Origin of the sequence: Prosthecobacter sp. (assembly GCF_020439865.1) — a bacterium.
Taxonomy (GTDB): Bacteria; Verrucomicrobiota; Verrucomicrobiia; order Verrucomicrobiales; family Verrucomicrobiaceae; genus Prosthecobacter.
This window is the reverse complement of the sequence record NZ_JAGRPF010000045.1, coordinates 1-18,094: the sequence shown is the minus strand read 5'-3', so window position 1 is coordinate 18,094 and position 18,094 is coordinate 1. Positions and strand designations below refer to the sequence as shown.

Below are 18,094 nucleotides of genomic sequence, written 5' to 3'. Positions count from 1 at the left end.
CCAGGCGACCATCCGGCTGCCGAATGGCGGCGAGCGACGCGCCGCGTGGGAAAACACCAACAAGCTGCTGGCGTTCGACTGCTACGACGGCATCAAAACCGGGCTCACGAAGTCAGCCGGCAACTGCCTCGTGGCCACCGGCACCCATCAGGGCAAGCGGCTGTTTGTCGTGGTTCTCGGATGTTCCAGTGATGCCTCGCGCTTCGCGGATGCTCGCAATCTCTTCCGCTGGGGCTGGAGAACCACCAGGGGTGCGAAATAGCCAACGCAGATTGTCGCGGCCACATCACTGTGATATGCACGAATTGCACCTGAGCCAAGGAACTGGGAAAGCAAGATCACTGGCCGGTTCCTTGGGGAATTGTCAGACGCGCCACCGAATCGAGTCCGTCTTTGAGTTCCAGCTTCGCCGTGAGAGAGTGCGACCGATCGCGTGAGATGACGGCGACGTCACCGCTGATCTCCTCGGCATCAAGCATCGTCGGTGCGGTGCCAGGCACGCGACGAATCACAAAATCGTGACCGCCGTCACGACGGCGCACCTTGAAACGCAGTTCGCCAGCCGCCGCGCCTAGCAGTGCGGTGGCGGAGACCACCGGCCACTGCGATTCGTCCTGCTGCATTTGGATGATCCAAGCCCGGCAAAATGTTTTGTCGGTCTGCCAATGGTAAGTGGGCACCGGCCAGGGATTGGCGGTGGTGTCGTAAATGCGCCAGCCGAGCAACTCGGGTTTCTCCTGACCTTGGATCATGGAGACTTCAAGATCTCCAACCGGATCCACGGGAAGAATTTGCAGCGCGATACCCGGAGCAATCGCGGTCGCCGACTTGTCCTTGTTGCGAATGGCGATGTTGCCTGCGTTCAGGCCAAGCTGCCATGGATGACGCCAGGTGTGCATCTTGTTGTCTTTCGGTTCTACGGTATCGATGACGATGTAGTAGCCATCCCGCCTGGGCTCATTGCCTTTCACGAAGATGAGCTGGCGCAGCCACTTTCCCTGAATGTGCTCTTCCGAGTTGTACCATCCATACGTGAATGCGCCTTCGCCGTAGCAGAAGCGGTCGTTGTCCACCCATCGTCGGGTTGGCGGATCAAATCCGATGGCCATGTCCTGCCTCCATTGCGGGATGCTGTCTTCGTGCGCCCAGTCCGGAGAAAGTGTGTTGAATGACAGCGACTGGCCTGCGTGTTTCGTGTTGCCAACGCCGCTGTAGCTGCCGCGTCCGGCATTGCGAATCAGCAGATGCGGTCCGAACTGCGCGTAGATATTGAGCGCGTCGAATTTGCCATGGCTGGCTCCCCACGGTCCAGCGCCGAAGAAAAGGTATTTCTCCTCCGGTCCCCAGCCGGTGCGCATCACGTAATGGCCGGCATTGGGAAAGTAGACGGAGGTCTGTTCCGGCCGAGCCCCCTCCGCCCCCTTGGTCGCCATCCAGCGAAAGTCAGTCCGGTCAGGGAACCATTTCAGAAGCGACTGATACCGGTCCTCGATCGTGCTCCAGCCGCCATCGTTGAGATCCACCTGCGCCTGGTTGGGTGCGGTCAACAGCATGGGGTGCTCCACCGCTTTCTCGAGAATCTTGAGGTATTTTTCCGGCGTGGATTCACCGAAGCGTTCGAACAGGCGAATGTAATTCTCGAGCGCGGTGATGGAAGCCCAGTTGTAGCCCGTGCTCAGGCTGGAATGGCTGCCGTCAGGATGAAACTGCGTGTCCAGCATCACGTCCCAGCGCTTCATGGCCGTGGCCTTCCACTCAGCGCTCTCTTTGAACTCCGGCAGCAACAGCGCGGTTTGCAGCAGTGCCAGTGTCGTGTGCGCGCCGCCGTCGTCATGCGCGGCAAAGCTGCTCGGATTCATGATCAGCCGCGCCTGGCGCAGCATGCCGAGCAAAATGGCGATGTGCGCCTCATCGCTGAAGTCCGGTGACTTCCGAAACACCTCGTAGGCCGGCCACCACGACATCTCCAACCGACGGCCGATGTTGCTGGTGTTCATGAAGCCCCAGCGAAACGTCGTTCCATCCATCAAATTGACGCCGCCCACCGCCGGGCAGCGCGACCAAAAAAACGGCTCGCGCGACACCCAGTCGAGCACCTCCGCGCTGAACTGCCGAGGATATTTGGAATCGCTCTTCCCCTGCCATGCGCGCGCCATCGACACCCAATGAAAGTGCCGGTTGAGATGCCCGTTGTCGCGCGCCCAGTTGAGCTGCAGCGGCTTCTCCTGCAGCACCCACTTGTGCGTGTCGCCATTGGTGTCTTTCCAGGCTTCAACGAACCCGTCAAAGTAGCCGATGGTGGCGTAGCGCCCCGCCACAGCCTCGTCTGAAATCTTTTGCCAGTTCGGGTGCAGCACCACGCTGGCCACTTCCTCGATGGTCGGTCCCTTCGGATCACGGCGCGTGCGCATGTGCCGCAGAAGAAGTGCTTTCGCCTCGTTCATCCGTCCCTGCTGGATGGCCTGTGCCACGGGTTGCATGGCTGGATGCGAAAAATCCAGTGCCCGCAGCACGCTCTCCGCCATCGAAGGAAGCTCGTTTGCCTGCTCAGAGGTCACCTTGGAAAACCGCACGTCCGTGAAGTGGCTTGTCTGGGCGACGTCCGCTTCCTGACCACCGCGCATGGTGAAAAGTTTGAGGACACCCGCGCGAATCCTTTCCGGCAGTGCATGCTCCTCCACGGGGCGGTCCATGAAATCGACGAACAGTCGCACACGCGATCCATCGCCCTCCGGCCACACCACCAGCTTCATCCGGTGCCCGGTTCCTTCGCGAAGAGGCAGCACGTGCGGATGCTGGTAGTCGCGATTCTCCATCCATCCCGGTGGTTTTGGGTCCGGTTCAATCATCGTCAAACAGGTTTTGCGATGCCAGAACGTGAAGGCCGCCCGGTCTCCACCCTCGCGAAAATCCACGCGCAGTTGGCCGCCCACACCGTCCTGCACGCGCTCGTCTTTTTCCAAACCCAACACGAAACCTGCCACCACCTCCAGGTCACCGCCCGCCGCCACCACCGGATCGATTCGCAGTTCCAACGCGAACGATTCCGCCTTCGCCGTGATGTCGGGGACGATGGTTTCGCTCCATGCACCTGACCGGGCCTCCAATTGGATCACCGTCCCGACATCGTCCGCCATGAGGCCTGCGGTGAGTGGCAACCATGAGCAAAGGGTGGATAACAGAGGCCGGAATCGCATGCTACGAATACAAGGGCAGACGATCTTCGCTCTCACAGTGCCATGCACGGTGTCATGCCCGAAATGCACCTTTGCGTGACAGGTATGATGGTAGGCGTTTAATTGCTTCAATGAATTCCGGCGCTGAACTTCGCGAAACCACCCTCAACGGCCCGAAGACGCGGCGCTGGGTGGTGGAGGCGCGGGAATGCGTGGAGATGAGCACGCATCGCATTGCGCGGCTAGGCATGGACGAGGCTCTGCCGCCGTATCGGCGCGTGCGCATGAAGCCGGAGGGGAGTTTTGTGCTCGCCTGCGTGAGCGGCGAGGGTTCGATCCTGCTCGATGGACGCTGGCAGCGTGTGAAACCGGGCATGGTGTGTCTCGCGCCGCCGCGTGTGCTGAATGCGTTTGAGGCGAAAGGACGCGAGCGCTGGTGCTTTGCGTGGGTGCGTTACGATGAGCCAAGCTTTGTTACCCCCGTGGTCGGGGCGGCATCACCGGTGATGCCGAAGGCGGAAGCGGATGAGATTGCGCGTATCATCACCGGCCTGCGTGTCGAGTGGGAAGGAGAGCGCGAACCGCGACTGTTGCATCACTGGCTGGAACTCTTGCATGGGACGATTCGCCGCATCGCGCAGCCGTGGCGGAGTAAGGAGCCGCGGGTGGCGAAGTTGTGGGCCGATGTGGAGCAGGATCTGATGCGCGACTGGACGCTCGCCGAACTCGCGCATCGCAGCCATTGCAGCCCGGAGCACCTGCGACGGTTGTGCTTGAAGGAACTCGGTCGCAGCCCGATGCAGCATCTCACCTGCCTGCGCATGGAACAAGCCCGCCGTTTCCTCGAGGCCGGTAACGACAAGCTTGAAGTCGTCGCCGCGAACGTCGGCTACGCGAACGCGGCAATTTTTTCACGCGTCTTCAAACGCTGGGTGGGCGTGGCGCCGGGCGAGTATCGCGGTCGTTTGTAGCGTTTAGAGCCACTTGTATAACAGGCGAAGGCTCCTAATGTGGCAGCCTTTCCCCATGCAAGCTGAACTCGCAGAGAGCATCCGAGGCAATCTTTTAACCCAGGCGCTGATCGTGGTGCTGTGCGTGACGTTTTCCAGCAACCGGCTGCAGCAGACGCAGGATCTCGCGGAACTGGAGAAGCTGTATGTGACCCATCGTTTGCTGACGACCACCGCTGGTGATGTCCGGCATGACGATAACGATGCGGGTGAAACTGCGCAGTCAAAGCAGTCGTCTGCTACGGAAACCACGTTCACCAGTGACGCCTCGGCTTTGGAGGCAGATTCGCTGGCCGTTTTCCTTGCGAAGACCAAGACAGGCGATGATCCGCCTGTGCATCGGGTGCCGCTGCCCAGCGGCGGATGGTTGCGATTCCAAGCCAGCCGCGATTCCTACCAAGAACTGGCGCCGCCTGAGTCTGGGAGCCACGTGCCGCTGTATCAGCTTAGCATCGGGGTGAGTGCCAGTTCCGATCTGCACCACCAGGGGCCGCTGACGACCCGGTTGACGAACGCCGAGCAGAGCCGGTCTCCCGCCACCGGCGCGTTGGTCTGGGAACCGATGAAACTGCGCGCCTTCGCTGATCATCATGCGGAACCCTTTGCCGCCGTGGACATTGAGAATCGCATCCGTCTCAAGGCGCAAGCGTGGGGCCAGGCGACGGATTCGGTGGACAGTCTCTATGCCGCCTCGCGTTACGCTTACGAGAATGAGCAAATCTCCGTTCCCATGGTGAACATCAACGTCTCCGCGAGTCTGGCGCTGGTCGCACTGGCGCTTGTCTCGACCGCTTTGAGCGCCCATGCCTCCTACCAGTGCCGGACGGCCGGCGTCAAAGAGGAGAGCGCAGGCGGCCACAGTCTGCTCATCCTGCGTCCGATTGGTGGAACGGTGCCGCCCGGTTGGTGGCATCAGGTGGTGGCACAGGCGGAGGTCTTGTTTATCCAGCCGCCTTATTGGTTGGGGCTTCTCTCTCCGGTGATCTGCTCTCTCATGCTAGGCGTCATTCACAGCGATGTGGAAGGCTGGTGGCTCGGCTGGGTGCTGTTGCCGTTTGCGGCCGCCTACACATGGCTGCTTGGCAGGGCGATTGTGGGCTCATCATGGAAGCACGCGTGAAACGCTTCAGCCGCCTTCCACTTCCTCAACCCGTCGTGCGCAATCCGGACGCGATGGCATTGATGGAGATCAAGAGGTCGGAGATCATCGCATCGGCGGCTTCGGTCTTTTCGGCGGCGACGAGTGCGCGCCAGTCGCGCAGCAGTGCGATCTGCTGCTGATGGAGCACCTTGAGCGGTTCTTCGCGAATGTTCAGGGTGTAAGCGAGGCGCGGGCGGCGTGACTCGAAGGTCCCTTGGAAGAGGTCGTCGATGATGCTGCGCGTGGTTTCGTATTCGGTGAGGATCGTGTTGAGGAAACGGTCACGCACCGCGGTGTCTTCGACCATGCCGGCGTAGTCACGCATGAGGTCGGTGTTGGCACTGACGAGGGAGCTTTCGATGTTCGTGAGCACGTAACGCAGGAAGGCAGAACCGGGGATCGCGGCGGCGAGTGTTTGGTAGCTCTTGGGATCGTCGGTCTTGAGTTTCTGCAAGGCGCTGCCCGCGCCGAACCAGCCGGGGAGGTAGAAGCGCGATTGCGTCCACGAGAAGACCCACGGAATCGCGCGGAGGTCATCGAGCGACGCCTGGCCGGTGCGGCGGGCGGGACGCGAGCCGATGCGTGAGTTCTCGAGCGCGTCGATCGGCGTGGCCTGACGGTAGAACTTCATGAAGTCGGGCGCGTGCAGGAAGGCGCGATACGCGTCGCGGCTGTCGGCGGCGAGTTTGTCGAAGAGCGGTTCGAGCGCGGGATGCGCGCGTGATTCGGTGCTGCGATGACGTGCCGTGGCCGCAGTGGCGGAGGCGATGAGGAGTTCGGCGTTGTAAACAGCGGAGCCGATGTGCGCGTATTTTTGCGCGATGGTTTCACCCTGCTCGGTCATGCGCATGCCGCCGCTAAGAGAACCGTGTGGAAGCGCTTCCATGAACCAATGCGTGGGGCCTGCACCACGACCAACGGTGCCACCACGGCCATGGAAGAAGATGGGACGTGCACCATGCTTGTGGATGGTCGCCGACAGTTCGCGCTGCGCACGATGCAGTGCGCACTGGCTCGCGACGATGCCGCAGTCTTTGTTCGAGTCGGAATAGCCGACCATCATCTGGAACACGGGCGTGCCACCGTTGCTCTGCGCCTTGAGACTGCGTTGCGTAACGGGATGCGCGAGGAAGTCCTCGACGATGCCGGGGCCGGCTTCGAGGTCGCCCATGGTTTCAAAGAGCGGAACGACGGGCAGCGGGCAGACGAGCCCTTCGGGTGTCCATTCCATCAGGCCGGCCTCGCGGGCGAGGAGATAGACGATCAGCAGATCTTCCACGCGGCGCGTCATCGAAACGATGAGCGAACCGAGTCCGGCGTTGCCGAATTGCTTGCGGTGATCGGCCAAAACACGATGGCAGGCGAGCACGGTGTCGGCTTCTGGTCCGGCGGAGATGCCGGGCGAGAGGAAGGGACGAGGCGAGGCAAGTTCGCGGTCTAGCAACTCGCGCTTCTTCTCAACACTCCAGTCGATGAAGGAGCCTTCATCGAGCAATCCGGCGGCGCGAAGCAGTTGGTCGATGGCCTTCTCGTGAAACGCAGAGTTCTGACGGACGTCGAGTGCGGCAGAGTGGAAACCGAAGGCGGTGAGATTGCGGCGCAGCGGAACGATCACCTCCTCCACAACAGCTTTGGCTCCGACGTCGAGCAACGTTTGCGTGAGTGCGTCGATGTCGGCATGCAACTCCGCCGGATTGACATAGGCGGCAGGTGACGAAGGCTTCTCAATGGCCAGCAGGACCTTCGCGCGCATCAGGTAAACGGCGGCACGCCAGGGCTCCTCTTTGTTGCGCTCAAGAATATAGGCGAGATCGACATGCGGCTCGTTTTGAAGTTGAGCGGTGAGCGTGGCGATCAGTTCGCTGAGCTGCGGCGGCGTGGCCTGAAACAACGAGCTGAGAGGCAGATGATGGGCGAGGGATTCGAGCGCGCGGCGCTGGATGCGCAGGGCGTTTTTGCGCATGACCTGCAGAGCATGGCGCGTGATGTCTGCCGTGACGAAAGGATGGCCGTCGCGGTCGCCGCCGATCCACGAACCAAAGCGGAGCAGGGGAGGGAGCGAGTCGATTTGTGCCGGATCATAACCGGCGGCCTGCCAGGCCTCGCGCAGATGCACATGCGAGCGGGCGAGCGCTTCCGGAAAGACTTCGCGCAGGTAATGCAGCGCGTTTTGCAACTCCGCCTCGATGCTCGGCCGGGTGACGTGGATCTCGCCGGTGCGCCAGAGATTCTCGAGCTGGGTCTGAAGCTGGCCCTGCAGGCGGTTCTGCTCACGTGGCGTGTAGGCCAGGTTCTCATGGCGGTTCATGAGACTGTAGATCTCGCGGTGCAGTTCGCGCACGGTCTCGCGTTTCGCCTCGGTGGGATGCGCGGTGAGCACGGGCTCCACGCAGACTTCGCGCAGCGCGGCGAGGATGTCATTTTGATTCAGGCCGAGCGTGCGCAGTTGCTTCAAGTTGTCCGGCCACAGGCCTTTCTCAGCTTCAGGGCCGAGTTTCTTCTCACGCAGACGGCGGACTTGGGACGCCGCACGTTCCTCGACCACGTTCAGAAGCTGAAAGGCAATCGAGTAGGCTTGGCCGAGCGAGCGGGTCGTCTGCTTCGGCGTTCCGGAGCCGATCCATGGCAGGCAGGCGGCCAGTTCCGGCTCTCCGAGCTGCTTGAGTACCGTGGCGAAGGCCTCCATGAGGAAGCGGAGGTCGTCTTCGAGGATCTGGAAACCGTGCTGGCGGAGATTGGGCGGGGGGCTTTCGGACATGGCTGAGAATAACGACTGGCAAAGCAGGATTGGTGCCTGTTTGGCAGTCTGGTGGGCTCTAGCTCCCGCTCAATTCAACCCCGCTTCTGCAAGACGTTCCTTGAGGTCGCTGGCGAGGAGGGCCTGGGTCATGGGCTCGATGCGGCCTTCGACGAACTGGTCGAGGTTGTAGAGGGTCAACTCGATGCGGTGATCGGTGACGCGGTTCTGCGGGTAGTTGTAGGTGCGGATCTTTTCCTCGCGCCCGCCGCCGCCGATGAGGTTGCGGCGGTTGGCGGAATACTTGGCGGCTTCTTCCTGTTGCTTCTTTTCGAGCAGGCGGGAGCGCAGGATGCCGAGGGCTTTTTCCTTGTTCTTGATCTGGCTGCGGCCGTCCTGGCAGCGGACGATGGTGCCGGTGGGAATGTGGAGCACCTGCACGGCGGAGTCGGTGGTGTTCACGCCCTGACCGCCCGCGCCGGAGGAACGGCAGACTTCGATGCGGACTTCGTCGGACTTGAGTTCGAAATCGACCTCTTCGGCTTCGGGAAGCACGGCGACGGTGGCCGCGGAAGTGTGGATGCGGCCCTGGGCCTCGGTGGCCGGGACACGCTGGACGCGGTGCACGCCGCTCTCGTATTTCATGACGCGGTAGACGTCCTCGCCGCTGATTTTGACGATGACTTCCTTGAACCCGCCGACTTCCGAAGGGCTGGTGTCGAGGGACTCCACCTTCCAGCCTTTGGTTTCGGCGAAGCGCGTGTACATGCGCAGCAGGTCGGCGGCAAACAGGCTGGCCTCGTCGCCTCCGGTGCCGGCGCGGATTTCGAGGATGATGTCGCGGCCTTCGAGCGGGTCGGGCGGCAGGATGGATTCTTGGACGGACTTTTCGAGATCGACGAGGCGCTGCTCGAGCACGGGAATCTCGGCGGCGGCCATTTCGGCGAGTTCTTTGTCCTCCTGGGACTTGGCCATGTCGCGATTCTCAGCGAGTTCGCTCTGGGTCTTCTGATAGGCGTCCCAGTCCTTGAGCAGTTTCTCCAAGGCGCGATGCTCCCGCAGCATCTCGCCGGCCTTTTTGGCGTCGTCGTAGAAGTTGGGGCGGCCGATGATGTCTTCGAGATCGGCGAAGCGGGTCCGTTTACCGGCGATAACGCCTGAGTAGTCCATGAGGGGAGGGTGCTAAAATGAGAGAGGCGGAAACTGGGAAAAACAAAACGGTGCCCAGCACGAAGGCGTGGGCACCGTTTTGGCTAAAAGGAGAGGACTGGAGGCTAGGCTTCGGCAGCAGCGGCGCCGAGTTTCGGAGCGGTGCGGCGTGCGCGGGTGGAGCCGTAGCGCTGGGCGAACTTGTCCACGCGACCGGCGGTGTCGATGAAGCGCTGCTCACCGGTGAAGTACGGATGGCAGGCGGAGCAAATGCCGATGCGGAGGTTCTGAACGGTCGAGATCGTGTTGTACACGGCACCGCAGGTGCAGGTGATCGTCGTCTCGGAGGTCTTGGGATGGATGTCAGCTTTCATGATGGTGAAGATCACGTAACCAGACGAGGCGCGGAATGCAGCTTTCGCCGGGGCGTGGGGCGCGGATGGTAGTGGTTTTCCAGACGTGGTCAAGTTCTTGGTTCTTGGTTCTTGGGGGCGGGCGACAGGAAGGTGGGAGATAGCTGGCGATAAGGGCGGTCGTTAAAGGGCGACCATGATTTCCCGACTCTGCCTGTTGTTCGCCGTTTTGTTCACCCTGTCTGCCGCCGCGGCTCCGAAGCCTAACGTGGTGGTGATGCTGGCGGATGATTCCGGTTGGGGGGATTATTCGATTCAGGGAAACACCAACCTGAAGACGCCGAACATCGACACGCTGGCGAAGTCCGGGGCGAGCTTTGACCGCTTTTTCGTCTGTGCACTGTGCGCGCCGACGCGTGGTGAGTTTCTGACGGGGCGTTATCATTCGCGCGGTGGTGTGAAGGGGGTTTCAACCGGACTTGAGCGTCTCAACACGGATGAAAAGACCATTGCGGACAGCTTTCTCGCATCAGGCTATGCGACGGGCGCCTTCGGCAAATGGCACAACGGCAGCCAGTGGCCGTATCACCCGAACGCACGCGGCTTTCAGGAGTATGTGGGCTACACGGCAGGGCATTGGGGCGAGTACTTTGACCCGCCGCTGGAGCACAACGGCAAGTGGTTCCGTGGGAAGGGATTCATCGTCGACATTCTGGTGGGCAAGGCGATGGAGTTCATTGAGACGAACAAGGAGAAGCAGTTCTTCTGCTACATTCCGCTGACGACGCCGCATTCGCCGTTCAGCGTGCCCGACGAGCACTGGAACAAGTTCAAGGACTCGCCGGTGACGATGCGTGGCGAGGAGGGCGAGAAGGAAGATCTGGCCGTGAGCCGCACCGTGCTGGCGATGATGGACAACATCGACCTGAACGTGGGACGTGTGCTCAAGAAACTCGATGACCTCAAACTCAGCGACAACACGATCGTGGTCTATTTCAGCGACAACGGGCCGAACAGCTTCCGTTGGAACGGCGGCATGAAAGGCAAGAAGGGGACGACGGACGAAGGCGGCGTGCGGTCGGTTTTGTTTGTGCGCTGGCCGGGGAAAATTCAACCCGGTACAACGGTGCCGCATATCGCAGGTGCCATCGATCTGCTGCCAACACTGACAGAGATGGCCGGCGTGACATCCGTGAGCACGAAGCCTTTGGACGGCAGAAGCTTTTCCTCACTTTTGTTGGGTGCCAAGTGGGAGGCGGTGGAACGTGTGCTGATGAACTACAACGGCGGCAAGCTCAGCGTGCGCTCGCAGACGCACCGGCTGGATGCAGCGGGCGGCTTGTTCGACATGGTGACGGACCCGAATCAGAAGGTGAACATCGCCAAGGAAAAGCCTGAGGTCGCGGCAGAACTGGCCAAGGCGGGAGTGAAATGGCATGAGGAGATTTTTGGGAAGCCATACGCGTTTGAGAGCGGCGCCAAGGCCAAAGGGAAGGGGAAAGGCAAAGGCGGAGCGACGATTGAGGACGACCGTCCTTATCCCGTCGGCTACGCGGAGTTTCCGATCACCATGCTGCCCGCCCGGGATGGTTTGCCGCATGGCGAGATCAAGCGCAGCAGCGGCGCGCCGAACTGCTCCTACTTTGTGAATTGGAAGACCAAGGAGGATTCGATGACGTGGGACATCGATATCCACACGGCTGGCGACTACGACGTGACCATTGATTACGCCTGCCCGGAGGCCGACGCCGGTGCTACGGTAGAACTGAGATTTGGCGAGGCGAAAACGACGGGCAAAGTGACCCCGGGCTGGTATCCGCGCTTGTTGGACGATCAAGACCGCGCGTCACGAAAAGGCGAGAGCTACATGCGGGATTTTCACACGCTGACGCTTGGCACGATTTCGTTGCCGGCAAATCGGGGCTTGCTAACGCTCCGGGCGCTGGACATTCCTGGCCAGACGGTGATGGAGGTCCGGCGGGTGAATCTGACGCTGAAGACAAAGTGATTCATGGCACGTTTCCTGATTCCCCGAGGGCTGTCCCGCCAAACCCGCAGGACAAATCCAACCATGAAACTTCATCGTCTTCTTCCCATCCTGTTGATTCCACTGCTTGTCACGTCCTGTGGCTCCGTTGCCATTGCTCCCTCAAACGCCCCCGGCGTTGTGGTGGCCCAAGAAGAGACGCGGGAATGCGGACAGGGGCGGATCCTTTTCCCGGCCGGGGAATACAAAGCGGAGGTGGTCTCGGCGGAAGGAACCTACTACAAAGCGCCTAAGCGCATTCGGACTTTGGGGGTCTTGATCGGTCGTTCGGAGGACGGGGGAATCTTCGTCTCCAATAAACCCGGAAATCCGCAGGCGGCCTGGTTTGGCGATCCGCGTGACGCGGTGGATGAAAGCCCCAGCACTTTGCTGGGTGCGATCGGCATGGGGGCGCCCAAACTGTGGCCCTACACGCCGCGAATCTCGATTGCGATCAAAAAGTAGGGTTTAGGGAAGGCAGGCTGGGCTGCGGTTCCTAGGAAAAGGGGAAACGTAAGGAGTTTGTCAGAGCGAGTGGGTTTTCGTTGCGCAGGATGTTATAAAAACTATAATTCCGGCGCATGAGTAGTCGCTTCATTCTCTGGACTGTCGCCTCCGCCGTCCTTTTGGCGGGGGGAATGGCCGCCCTCAAGGAGGGCTGGCTCGACGGGTGGAAGATGCGGCTGGGGGAGCTGATGCAGAGTCCCGGCTCCAACTACAGCGTGGCAAGGTTCCGAATTGATCTGGTGGATCAGTTCAACTATTCGCGCCTGGCGACGAAAACCCCCATGTTGCGTGTGGATCCCGAGATGGAGGCCTGGCTGGACCGGGAATTCCCAAAGATCGACACGAACGATCTCAATAAAGTCACGGAACTGATTCAGGAGGGGATGCCGCGCTATTACAGCGTCTCCATCTGCTCCGCCAGCAGCCCGAGCCTGCGTGAGCTGGTGCAGCGTTTTCACGAGTTTTCGCATCGTTCCCAGCCTGAGATGACTCATCTGGCGGTCGCTTTGCGCCCGCGGGCAAGCGGGTTGATGCACGAAGCGTTGCTGGTGCTGGGCCGGCGCCTGCGTGAGTTCACTCCTGAGGCGCTTTCCGAGTCTGCTGACGAACCCTTCTTCAGCACCTGCGTTCACTGCAAGCAGCCGCATTTCATGAAGCTCTCCAGGGCGCAGCGCAGCATGGCGCTCGAATGCCCGAAGTGCCGCCGCAAGTATGCCGTGATCGCCGCGGACAGCACCGGTCATTTCCGCTATGTGAACGAGTTTCTCACCGGCTACGCTCCACCGGCATTGTTTTCCAAAAACCAGTCACGCGTTCAGCAGTTGTTCACGATCTGGTCGGCTGTACATGCGAATTGCCGCTACACCAATGATCCAGGCGCCAAACCCGGCAGCAATTATGCCAAAGCGGAGCAGACCGACTGCTGGCAGTTTGCGGATGAAACCCAGCGCCTGCAGCGGGGAGACTGCGAGGATTCTTCGATCTTCCTGGCGGACTGGCTGATGTCCCGTGGCTTTCAAGTGCGTGTGGCGCTGGGGCGTTATGGAGACCTCGGAGGGCACGCTTGGTGTGTGGTGAAAATTGACGACAAAGAATATCTGCTCGAATCGACGGAAAGTCGGCCGGATCCGACGGATCCGCCGCTCGCCAGTCGCGTTGGCAGCCGCTATGTGCCAGAGGTGCTTTTTGATCGCTTCGCGATGTATGTGCCGACAAGCCCCAATCGTTCGTGGAAAGGCGACTACTGGTCGGCCAATACGTGGACGCGCATCGAGCCTCGGAGTGAACTCGGTGGTGATCCGATCCTGGCGCGCGCGCCGGCTGGGAGTGTGGTGAAGATGGGATCAAAAAACCTGATTGAAGCAACAGCAACGGCTGATGTGTCGCGGCTTGCCCGGACGACGTTTGCCAATCCTGCCTCACCTGCCTTCCTAAATCTCGGAGACATCCCGGTAGATGCGAAGGACTGGCGTCAGTCGATGCTGCCACCGCGAAATCCCTGATCAGTAGATTGATCATAGCATGATCGCATGTTGACGCACTGCGGTGCCGCGTTGACCATGCACTTCATGCTCGCCAGCATCGCCATCCTCACGCTGTTCGGCATCCTGCTCATCATGCTGGAAACCTTTGTGCCCGGTTGGGTGGCGGGCATTTTGGGGGTGATTTCGATTTTGACAGCCGTTGCAGTGGCGCTTACGGCGGATGAACTGGCGGGCTGGACTTACGGAGGGCGGTTGACCCTGGCCTTGTTCATCCTGGTGTTTTCATCGGTGATTTTGATCGTCTGGCTGCGCTGGTTTGCCGTGAAAGCATTCCGTCGCAGGCTGACGCTGACCGCCAGCATCGCCAGTCCCCAGCCATCGGTCGTGGCTCTTGGTTCCCAAGGCGTCGCTCTCACAGAATTGCGTCCGCTGGGGCGGGCAGACATCGCTGGCAAGCACTACGAAGTGCGTTGCCAGGATGGGATGGCCGCCGCGGGTTCTCGCTTGGAAGTCATCGCATCCGAACCCGGCAATCTGCTGGTTCGTCTCGTTTCAGTCTAAATTCACCCAACCTCAACCCACCCTCACACACCATGCCCGAACCTCTTTGGCTCTTCATTTACGGCGTCGTCATCATCCTGCTGCTGATCGCCTTCCTGATCATTGCGAAGTTTTTTAATCTCTGGCTCCGCGCATTGATCGCCAATGCTCCCGTGAGTATTTCCACGCTGCTGGCCATGTGGCTCCGCGGGGTGCCAAATGCGCTCATCGTGGACACCCGCATCACTGCGGCCAAAGCCGGCATCCCCATCGGCACCGACCAGCTCGAGGCGCATTTCCTCGCCGGTGGTGAGGTGACGCATGTCGTGCTCTCGCTGATTGCCGCAGACAAGGCGGGCATCCCCCTCGACTTCAACCGCGCTTGCGCAATCGACCTGGCCTGTAAAGGCACCAGCAAGACCGTGCTCGAAGCCGTGCGCACCAGCATCAATCCCAAGGTCATTGACTGCCCGCATCCAGACATGGGCCGCGGCGGGAAGATCGATGCCGTGGCCAAGGACGGCATCTCTCTGCGCGTTCGTGCGCGGGTGACCGTTCGCACAAACCTCGATCGTTTCGTCGGGGGCGCGACTGAGGAAACCGTCGTCGCACGCGTGGGCGAGGGCATCGTGACGTGCATCGGCTCCTCCGCCTCTTATAAGGATGTGCTCGAGAACCCGGACAGCATCTCGAAACTCGTGCTCCACAAAGGCGTCGATGCCGGCACCGCGTTTGAAATCCTATCCATCGACATCGCCGACATCGATGTCGGTGAAAACGTCGGTGCCAAACTTCAGACCGAACAGGCCGAGGCGGACAAAAAGATTGCCCAGGCCATGGCGGAAATGCGTCGTGCGGCCGCTGTCGCACTCGAACAGGAAATGTCGGCACGCACCCAGGAAATGCGCGCGCGTGTCGTTGAGGCCGAAGCTCAGGTGCCGCTCGCGATCTCCGAGGCCTTCCGCAATGGTCAGCTTGGCGTCATGGACTATGCCAAATACAAAAACGTGCTCGCTGACACCGACATGCGCAGCAAGATCGCCGGTGACTCCCCTGGGACGAAGTAATCTTCCACTCCGTCTTTCTTATGCAGCCCTTCCTGATGAGCAGTGACTTCGATCCCATGCAGGTGGCGATCATTGTCATCGCTCTTATCGCTGGGTTTGTGAAATGGCTGTGGGAAACCTGGCAGCAGAGTCGCAGTCAGGCGCGGCCTGCGCCGCCTACCCCCGAAGAGCAGCGCCTGCGGGAAGCGGCCTGGCGCAAACAAACGGGGAGACCTGCGGGCCCTCCGCCGATTCCGCCCACGGCGGCTCCTTCGGCGTGGGATGAATTGCGCAAAGCCTGGCATGAACTGCAGGAGACCGCGAAACAGACGCAGTCTCCTGCGCAACCTCCGGCCAGGACCTCCCGCCCGCCGCCTGTGCCGCAGCAGGCAAGACGTCAGGTTCGTGCCGAAGTCCCGAGGCCTGCTGCCGTGCCGGTTCCTGTGGTTCAAGTGTCTGTGCCAGAGACACCTTCCATCAGCTCGCCGCCTGCCACCGTGCTGAGTCGGGAGAAGGCAGTCGCACCGGAAGGATCGATTCTCTCCCTCATGCACAGCCTGCGTCGTGATCCCTCCTTGATGAGGCAGGCAATTTTGATGCAGGAGATACTTGGGCCGCCAAAAGCCTTGCAAAACTCCGGCGATCTCGCTATTTAGGCGCCCTTCTTTGAGACATGCCGGCGTGGTGAAATTGGTAGACGCGCTAGACTCAAAATCTTGTGTCCGTGAGGACGTGTCGGTTCGAGTCCGACCGCCGGTACCACTCAAAGAAGTTCGCAGGAGTCAGGGAGAAGCAGCGTTTATCAGGCCTATGCAAACATCCCGCGTCGTCCCAGTCGTCATCGCAGTCCTTGCCTTGGTCGGCTGCATCGTCTGGGCGGTGGATGGCGATGAGGTGGGAGGCAGGCCGACAACCTTCGGCGTGAAGGACGGCAGTGTGCCGGAAGATCCGCGTGACTACCGTCGTGGTGGCTACGGCAATGAGTATCCCACCTGGCCGGTGAGCAAGGAACTGCCGAACGACACCTTCACCTTCGCCCGCATACGTTATAACTCGATGAGCTACGGCAATCGTGGCTGGGGCCGGGGCAATCGCAAATGGTCCACGGACTATCCCGATTCGGACATGAACATGTCCTACCGCCTTCAACAGCTCACCTCGCTGCAGGTGAATCCGAACGGGGCCATCGTGGACATCGATCCCGAGCAGCTTCGCCACTATCCCTTCGCCTACATGATCGAGGTCGGCGACATCGACATCACGGATGAGGAGGCTAAAACGCTGCGCGACTACATGCTCAACGGCGGCTTCATCATGGTCGATGACTTCTGGGGAACGCGTGAGTGGGACAACTTCGAAGTCGCTCTCAAGCAAATCTGGCCGGACCGCAAGTATGAGGAGATTCCGCTCTCGCATGAGATCTTCCACATGGTGTTCCCCATCAAGGTGAAGCCGCAGATTCCGCACATCCGCTTTGCCGAATACGTCATCAATCAGGGCATCACCTATGAGTTCGACAAGCCTGGTTCGGAGCACGTCCATTACCGCGGTTACTTCGATGACAAACGCCGCCTCATGATGGTCATCTGCTGGAACACGGACACCGGAGAAGGCTGGGAGCAGGAGGGCACCGACCCGTGGTACTTCAAAGAGTTTTCCGAGAAGTACGCCTACCCGCTCGGCATCAACATCATCTTCTACGCGCTGACGCATTAAATGCCGCCGTTTCTCCCATGAACCCTGACGACATCAATCCCTACGCGGCTCCGCAGTCCACGGTGGTGAACATCGAGGCGGTCCCTGTTTCAGAGGCTCCAAGCGCAGGCGGTGGCAAACGCTTCCTGAACTTCCTGATCGATCGCGTGGCCATCCTGGGAATTTTTTTCGTCATGGGCATCGTCCTGGTCATTCTCGACGAGAGGGGCATCACCCATCGTGCGGCGAGTTTTTTTGACGATATCAACACCTTGCAGGACATGCTGATCACCGGCCTCGCGGGTGTGGTGTATTACGGCTGCCTCGAGGGGGCTTGGGGAAGGTCTCTGGGCAAATGGATCACGGGCACCAAAGTGGTGACGGTTTCCGGCGAGCCGCTGAAGTTTGGCACGGTGCTCGGGCGCAGTTTGGTCCGCATGGTGCCGTTCGAGGCGTTTTCCTTTCTCGGCGGTGATGCCAGCGGCTGGCATGACAAGTGGAGCGGCACGCGTGTCATTGATTTGCGCGCCGCGCCGGTGCCCAAGCCACGCCCCATGAGCGCAGGCAACATGCCGCGCTTCTATCAGCCGACGGCACCGGTGCCGGGAAATACCCAGCCGCCGCCGCCTCCTCAGGCGTGATGCAGACAGGAACACGGCTGGCGAGGCGAAGACCGGTCGAGTAGTCTTTAAGCCGCTGCGCCTTCGAGCTGCGCTTCCGTCTTCTTCTTCTCCCGCTGGCGCACGTTGCTGTCGAGGGTGCGCTTGCGCAGGCGGATGCTCTTTGGGGTGCACTCCGCGAGTTCATCGGGGGCGATGTACTCGATGGCGCGCTCCAGCGAGAACCGGATCGGAGGGGTCAGGGCCACCGTCTTGTCACTGCCGGATGCCCGGTGATTGGTGATGTGCTTGGCCTTGGTCGGATTCACCGGCAGATCGTCGACTCGGGGATTTTCCCCGATAATCATCCCTTCGTAGACCGCGTCGCCGGGACCGATGAACAGCCGCCCGCGGGTCTCGATGTTGTTGAGTGAATAGGTCATCGCCTCGCCCTTCTCCATCGAAATCAGGGTTCCGGTGTGGCGGGTGCGGATGTCTCCCGAATCGGGGCGATATTCCTTGAAAAGATGGGACATGATCCCTTCACCACTGGTGAGGTTGAGAAGTTCGAACTCAAAACCGATCAATCCGCGAGTCGGAACGATCGCCTCAATGTTGGTTCGACCATTTT

Annotated in this window: 14 protein-coding genes, 1 tRNA gene and 2 pseudogenes; 12 read left to right on the top strand and 5 right to left on the bottom strand. The window is 60.6% G+C overall.

Annotated elements, in window-relative coordinates; translation table 11 throughout:
* Positions 1-262, top strand: a pseudogene (locus KDL09_RS04480) (hypothetical protein); the annotation flags it as partial.
* Between the two features lie 76 nt (positions 263-338).
* On the opposite strand, the gene KDL09_RS04475 reads toward KDL09_RS04480, so the two are convergent.
* Positions 339-3,137, bottom strand: a complete 2,799-nt coding sequence (locus KDL09_RS04475) for a heparinase II/III family protein (RefSeq protein ID WP_294381901.1) — start codon at positions 3,135-3,137, stop codon at positions 339-341.
* Positions 3,138-3,307: 170 nt separating this feature from the next.
* Here KDL09_RS04475 and KDL09_RS04470 point away from each other — a divergent pair, with 170 nt between their 5' ends.
* Together KDL09_RS04470 and KDL09_RS04465 are read left to right on the top strand one after the other, a co-directional pair.
* Complete coding sequence (locus KDL09_RS04470) at positions 3,308-4,147, top strand: AraC family transcriptional regulator (RefSeq protein ID WP_294381899.1); 840 nt, start codon at positions 3,308-3,310, stop codon at positions 4,145-4,147.
* A gap of 55 nt (positions 4,148-4,202) precedes the next feature.
* Complete coding sequence (locus KDL09_RS04465; RefSeq protein ID WP_294381897.1) at positions 4,203-5,306, top strand: hypothetical protein; 1,104 nt, start codon at positions 4,203-4,205, stop codon at positions 5,304-5,306.
* Positions 5,307-5,331: 25 nt separating this feature from the next.
* Here KDL09_RS04465 and KDL09_RS04460 read toward each other — a convergent pair whose 3' ends face one another.
* From KDL09_RS04460 to rpmE, 3 genes are all read right to left on the bottom strand, one after another.
* The gene (locus KDL09_RS04460) at positions 5,332-8,085 is read right to left on the bottom strand and encodes a phosphoenolpyruvate carboxylase (RefSeq protein WP_294381894.1); all 2,754 of its coding nucleotides are present in this window, start codon (positions 8,083-8,085) and stop codon (positions 5,332-5,334) included.
* Between the two features lie 69 nt (positions 8,086-8,154).
* Positions 8,155-9,234: a peptide chain release factor 1 gene (gene prfA / locus KDL09_RS04455; RefSeq protein WP_294381892.1), complete on the bottom strand. Its 1,080-nt coding sequence runs from the start codon at positions 9,232-9,234 to the stop codon at positions 8,155-8,157.
* A 104-nt stretch (positions 9,235-9,338) separates the two neighbouring features.
* On the bottom strand, positions 9,339-9,587 hold the full coding sequence (rpmE, locus tag KDL09_RS04450; RefSeq protein WP_294381889.1) for a 50S ribosomal protein L31: 249 nt from the start codon (positions 9,585-9,587) through the stop codon (positions 9,339-9,341).
* 175 nt (positions 9,588-9,762) lie between these two features.
* Between rpmE and KDL09_RS04445 the strand changes: the two genes are divergently transcribed.
* The 9 genes from KDL09_RS04445 to KDL09_RS04405 all read left to right on the top strand — a co-directional run bounded on the left by KDL09_RS04445 (position 9,763) and on the right by KDL09_RS04405 (position 17,505).
* Positions 9,763-11,574 carry an arylsulfatase gene (locus tag KDL09_RS04445; RefSeq protein WP_294381884.1) on the top strand — a complete coding sequence of 604 codons (1,812 nt, stop codon included), beginning with the start codon at positions 9,763-9,765 and terminating at the stop codon, positions 11,572-11,574.
* Positions 11,575-11,577: 3 nt separating this feature from the next.
* A complete protein-coding gene (locus KDL09_RS04440) occupies positions 11,578-12,057 on the top strand; it encodes a hypothetical protein (protein WP_294381880.1) in 480 nt (159 codons plus the stop codon).
* 116 nt (positions 12,058-12,173) lie between these two features.
* Positions 12,174-13,601 (top strand): hypothetical protein, encoded by a 1,428-nt coding sequence (locus tag KDL09_RS04435; protein WP_294381876.1) that lies wholly within the window; start codon positions 12,174-12,176, stop codon positions 13,599-13,601.
* A gap of 27 nt (positions 13,602-13,628) precedes the next feature.
* A complete protein-coding gene (locus KDL09_RS04430; RefSeq protein WP_294381871.1) occupies positions 13,629-14,144 on the top strand; it encodes an NfeD family protein in 516 nt (171 codons plus the stop codon).
* 32 nt (positions 14,145-14,176) lie between these two features.
* The gene (gene floA, locus KDL09_RS04425) at positions 14,177-15,190 is read left to right on the top strand and encodes a flotillin-like protein FloA (protein ID WP_294381868.1); all 1,014 of its coding nucleotides are present in this window, start codon (positions 14,177-14,179) and stop codon (positions 15,188-15,190) included.
* A 20-nt stretch (positions 15,191-15,210) separates the two neighbouring features.
* The gene (locus KDL09_RS04420) at positions 15,211-15,825 is read left to right on the top strand and encodes a hypothetical protein (protein WP_294381866.1); all 615 of its coding nucleotides are present in this window, start codon (positions 15,211-15,213) and stop codon (positions 15,823-15,825) included.
* A gap of 19 nt (positions 15,826-15,844) precedes the next feature.
* A tRNA-Leu gene (locus tag KDL09_RS04415) sits at positions 15,845-15,931 on the top strand.
* Positions 15,932-15,979: 48 nt separating this feature from the next.
* Entirely contained in the window at positions 15,980-16,885 is a 906-nt protein-coding gene (locus KDL09_RS04410; RefSeq protein WP_294381864.1) for a DUF4159 domain-containing protein, read from the top strand.
* A 17-nt stretch (positions 16,886-16,902) separates the two neighbouring features.
* On the top strand, positions 16,903-17,505 hold the full coding sequence (locus KDL09_RS04405; protein ID WP_294381859.1) for an RDD family protein: 603 nt from the start codon (positions 16,903-16,905) through the stop codon (positions 17,503-17,505).
* 47 nt (positions 17,506-17,552) lie between these two features.
* Here the strand turns inward: KDL09_RS04405 and KDL09_RS04400 are convergent.
* Positions 17,553-18,094: pseudogene (locus KDL09_RS04400) on the bottom strand (translational GTPase TypA); the annotation flags it as partial.

Coding starts and splice junctions, on each gene's coding strand:
- KDL09_RS04475 (WP_294381901.1), bottom strand. CDS start 3,137: ATGGCGGACGATGTCGGGACGGTGATCCAATTGGAGGCCCGGTCAGGT.
- KDL09_RS04470 (WP_294381899.1), top strand. CDS start 3,308: ATGAATTCCGGCGCTGAACTTCGCGAAACCACCCTCAACGGCCCGAAG.
- KDL09_RS04465 (WP_294381897.1), top strand. CDS start 4,203: ATGCAAGCTGAACTCGCAGAGAGCATCCGAGGCAATCTTTTAACCCAG.
- KDL09_RS04460 (WP_294381894.1), bottom strand. CDS start 8,085: ATGTCCGAAAGCCCCCCGCCCAATCTCCGCCAGCACGGTTTCCAGATC.
- prfA (WP_294381892.1), bottom strand. CDS start 9,234: ATGGACTACTCAGGCGTTATCGCCGGTAAACGGACCCGCTTCGCCGAT.
- rpmE (WP_294381889.1), bottom strand. CDS start 9,587: ATGAAAGCTGACATCCATCCCAAGACCTCCGAGACGACGATCACCTGC.
- KDL09_RS04445 (WP_294381884.1), top strand. CDS start 9,763: ATGATTTCCCGACTCTGCCTGTTGTTCGCCGTTTTGTTCACCCTGTCT.
- KDL09_RS04440 (WP_294381880.1), top strand. CDS start 11,578: ATGGCACGTTTCCTGATTCCCCGAGGGCTGTCCCGCCAAACCCGCAGG.
- KDL09_RS04435 (WP_294381876.1), top strand. CDS start 12,174: ATGAGTAGTCGCTTCATTCTCTGGACTGTCGCCTCCGCCGTCCTTTTG.
- KDL09_RS04430 (WP_294381871.1), top strand. CDS start 13,629: ATGTTGACGCACTGCGGTGCCGCGTTGACCATGCACTTCATGCTCGCC.
- floA (WP_294381868.1), top strand. CDS start 14,177: ATGCCCGAACCTCTTTGGCTCTTCATTTACGGCGTCGTCATCATCCTG.
- KDL09_RS04420 (WP_294381866.1), top strand. CDS start 15,211: ATGCAGCCCTTCCTGATGAGCAGTGACTTCGATCCCATGCAGGTGGCG.
- KDL09_RS04410 (WP_294381864.1), top strand. CDS start 15,980: ATGCAAACATCCCGCGTCGTCCCAGTCGTCATCGCAGTCCTTGCCTTG.
- KDL09_RS04405 (WP_294381859.1), top strand. CDS start 16,903: ATGAACCCTGACGACATCAATCCCTACGCGGCTCCGCAGTCCACGGTG.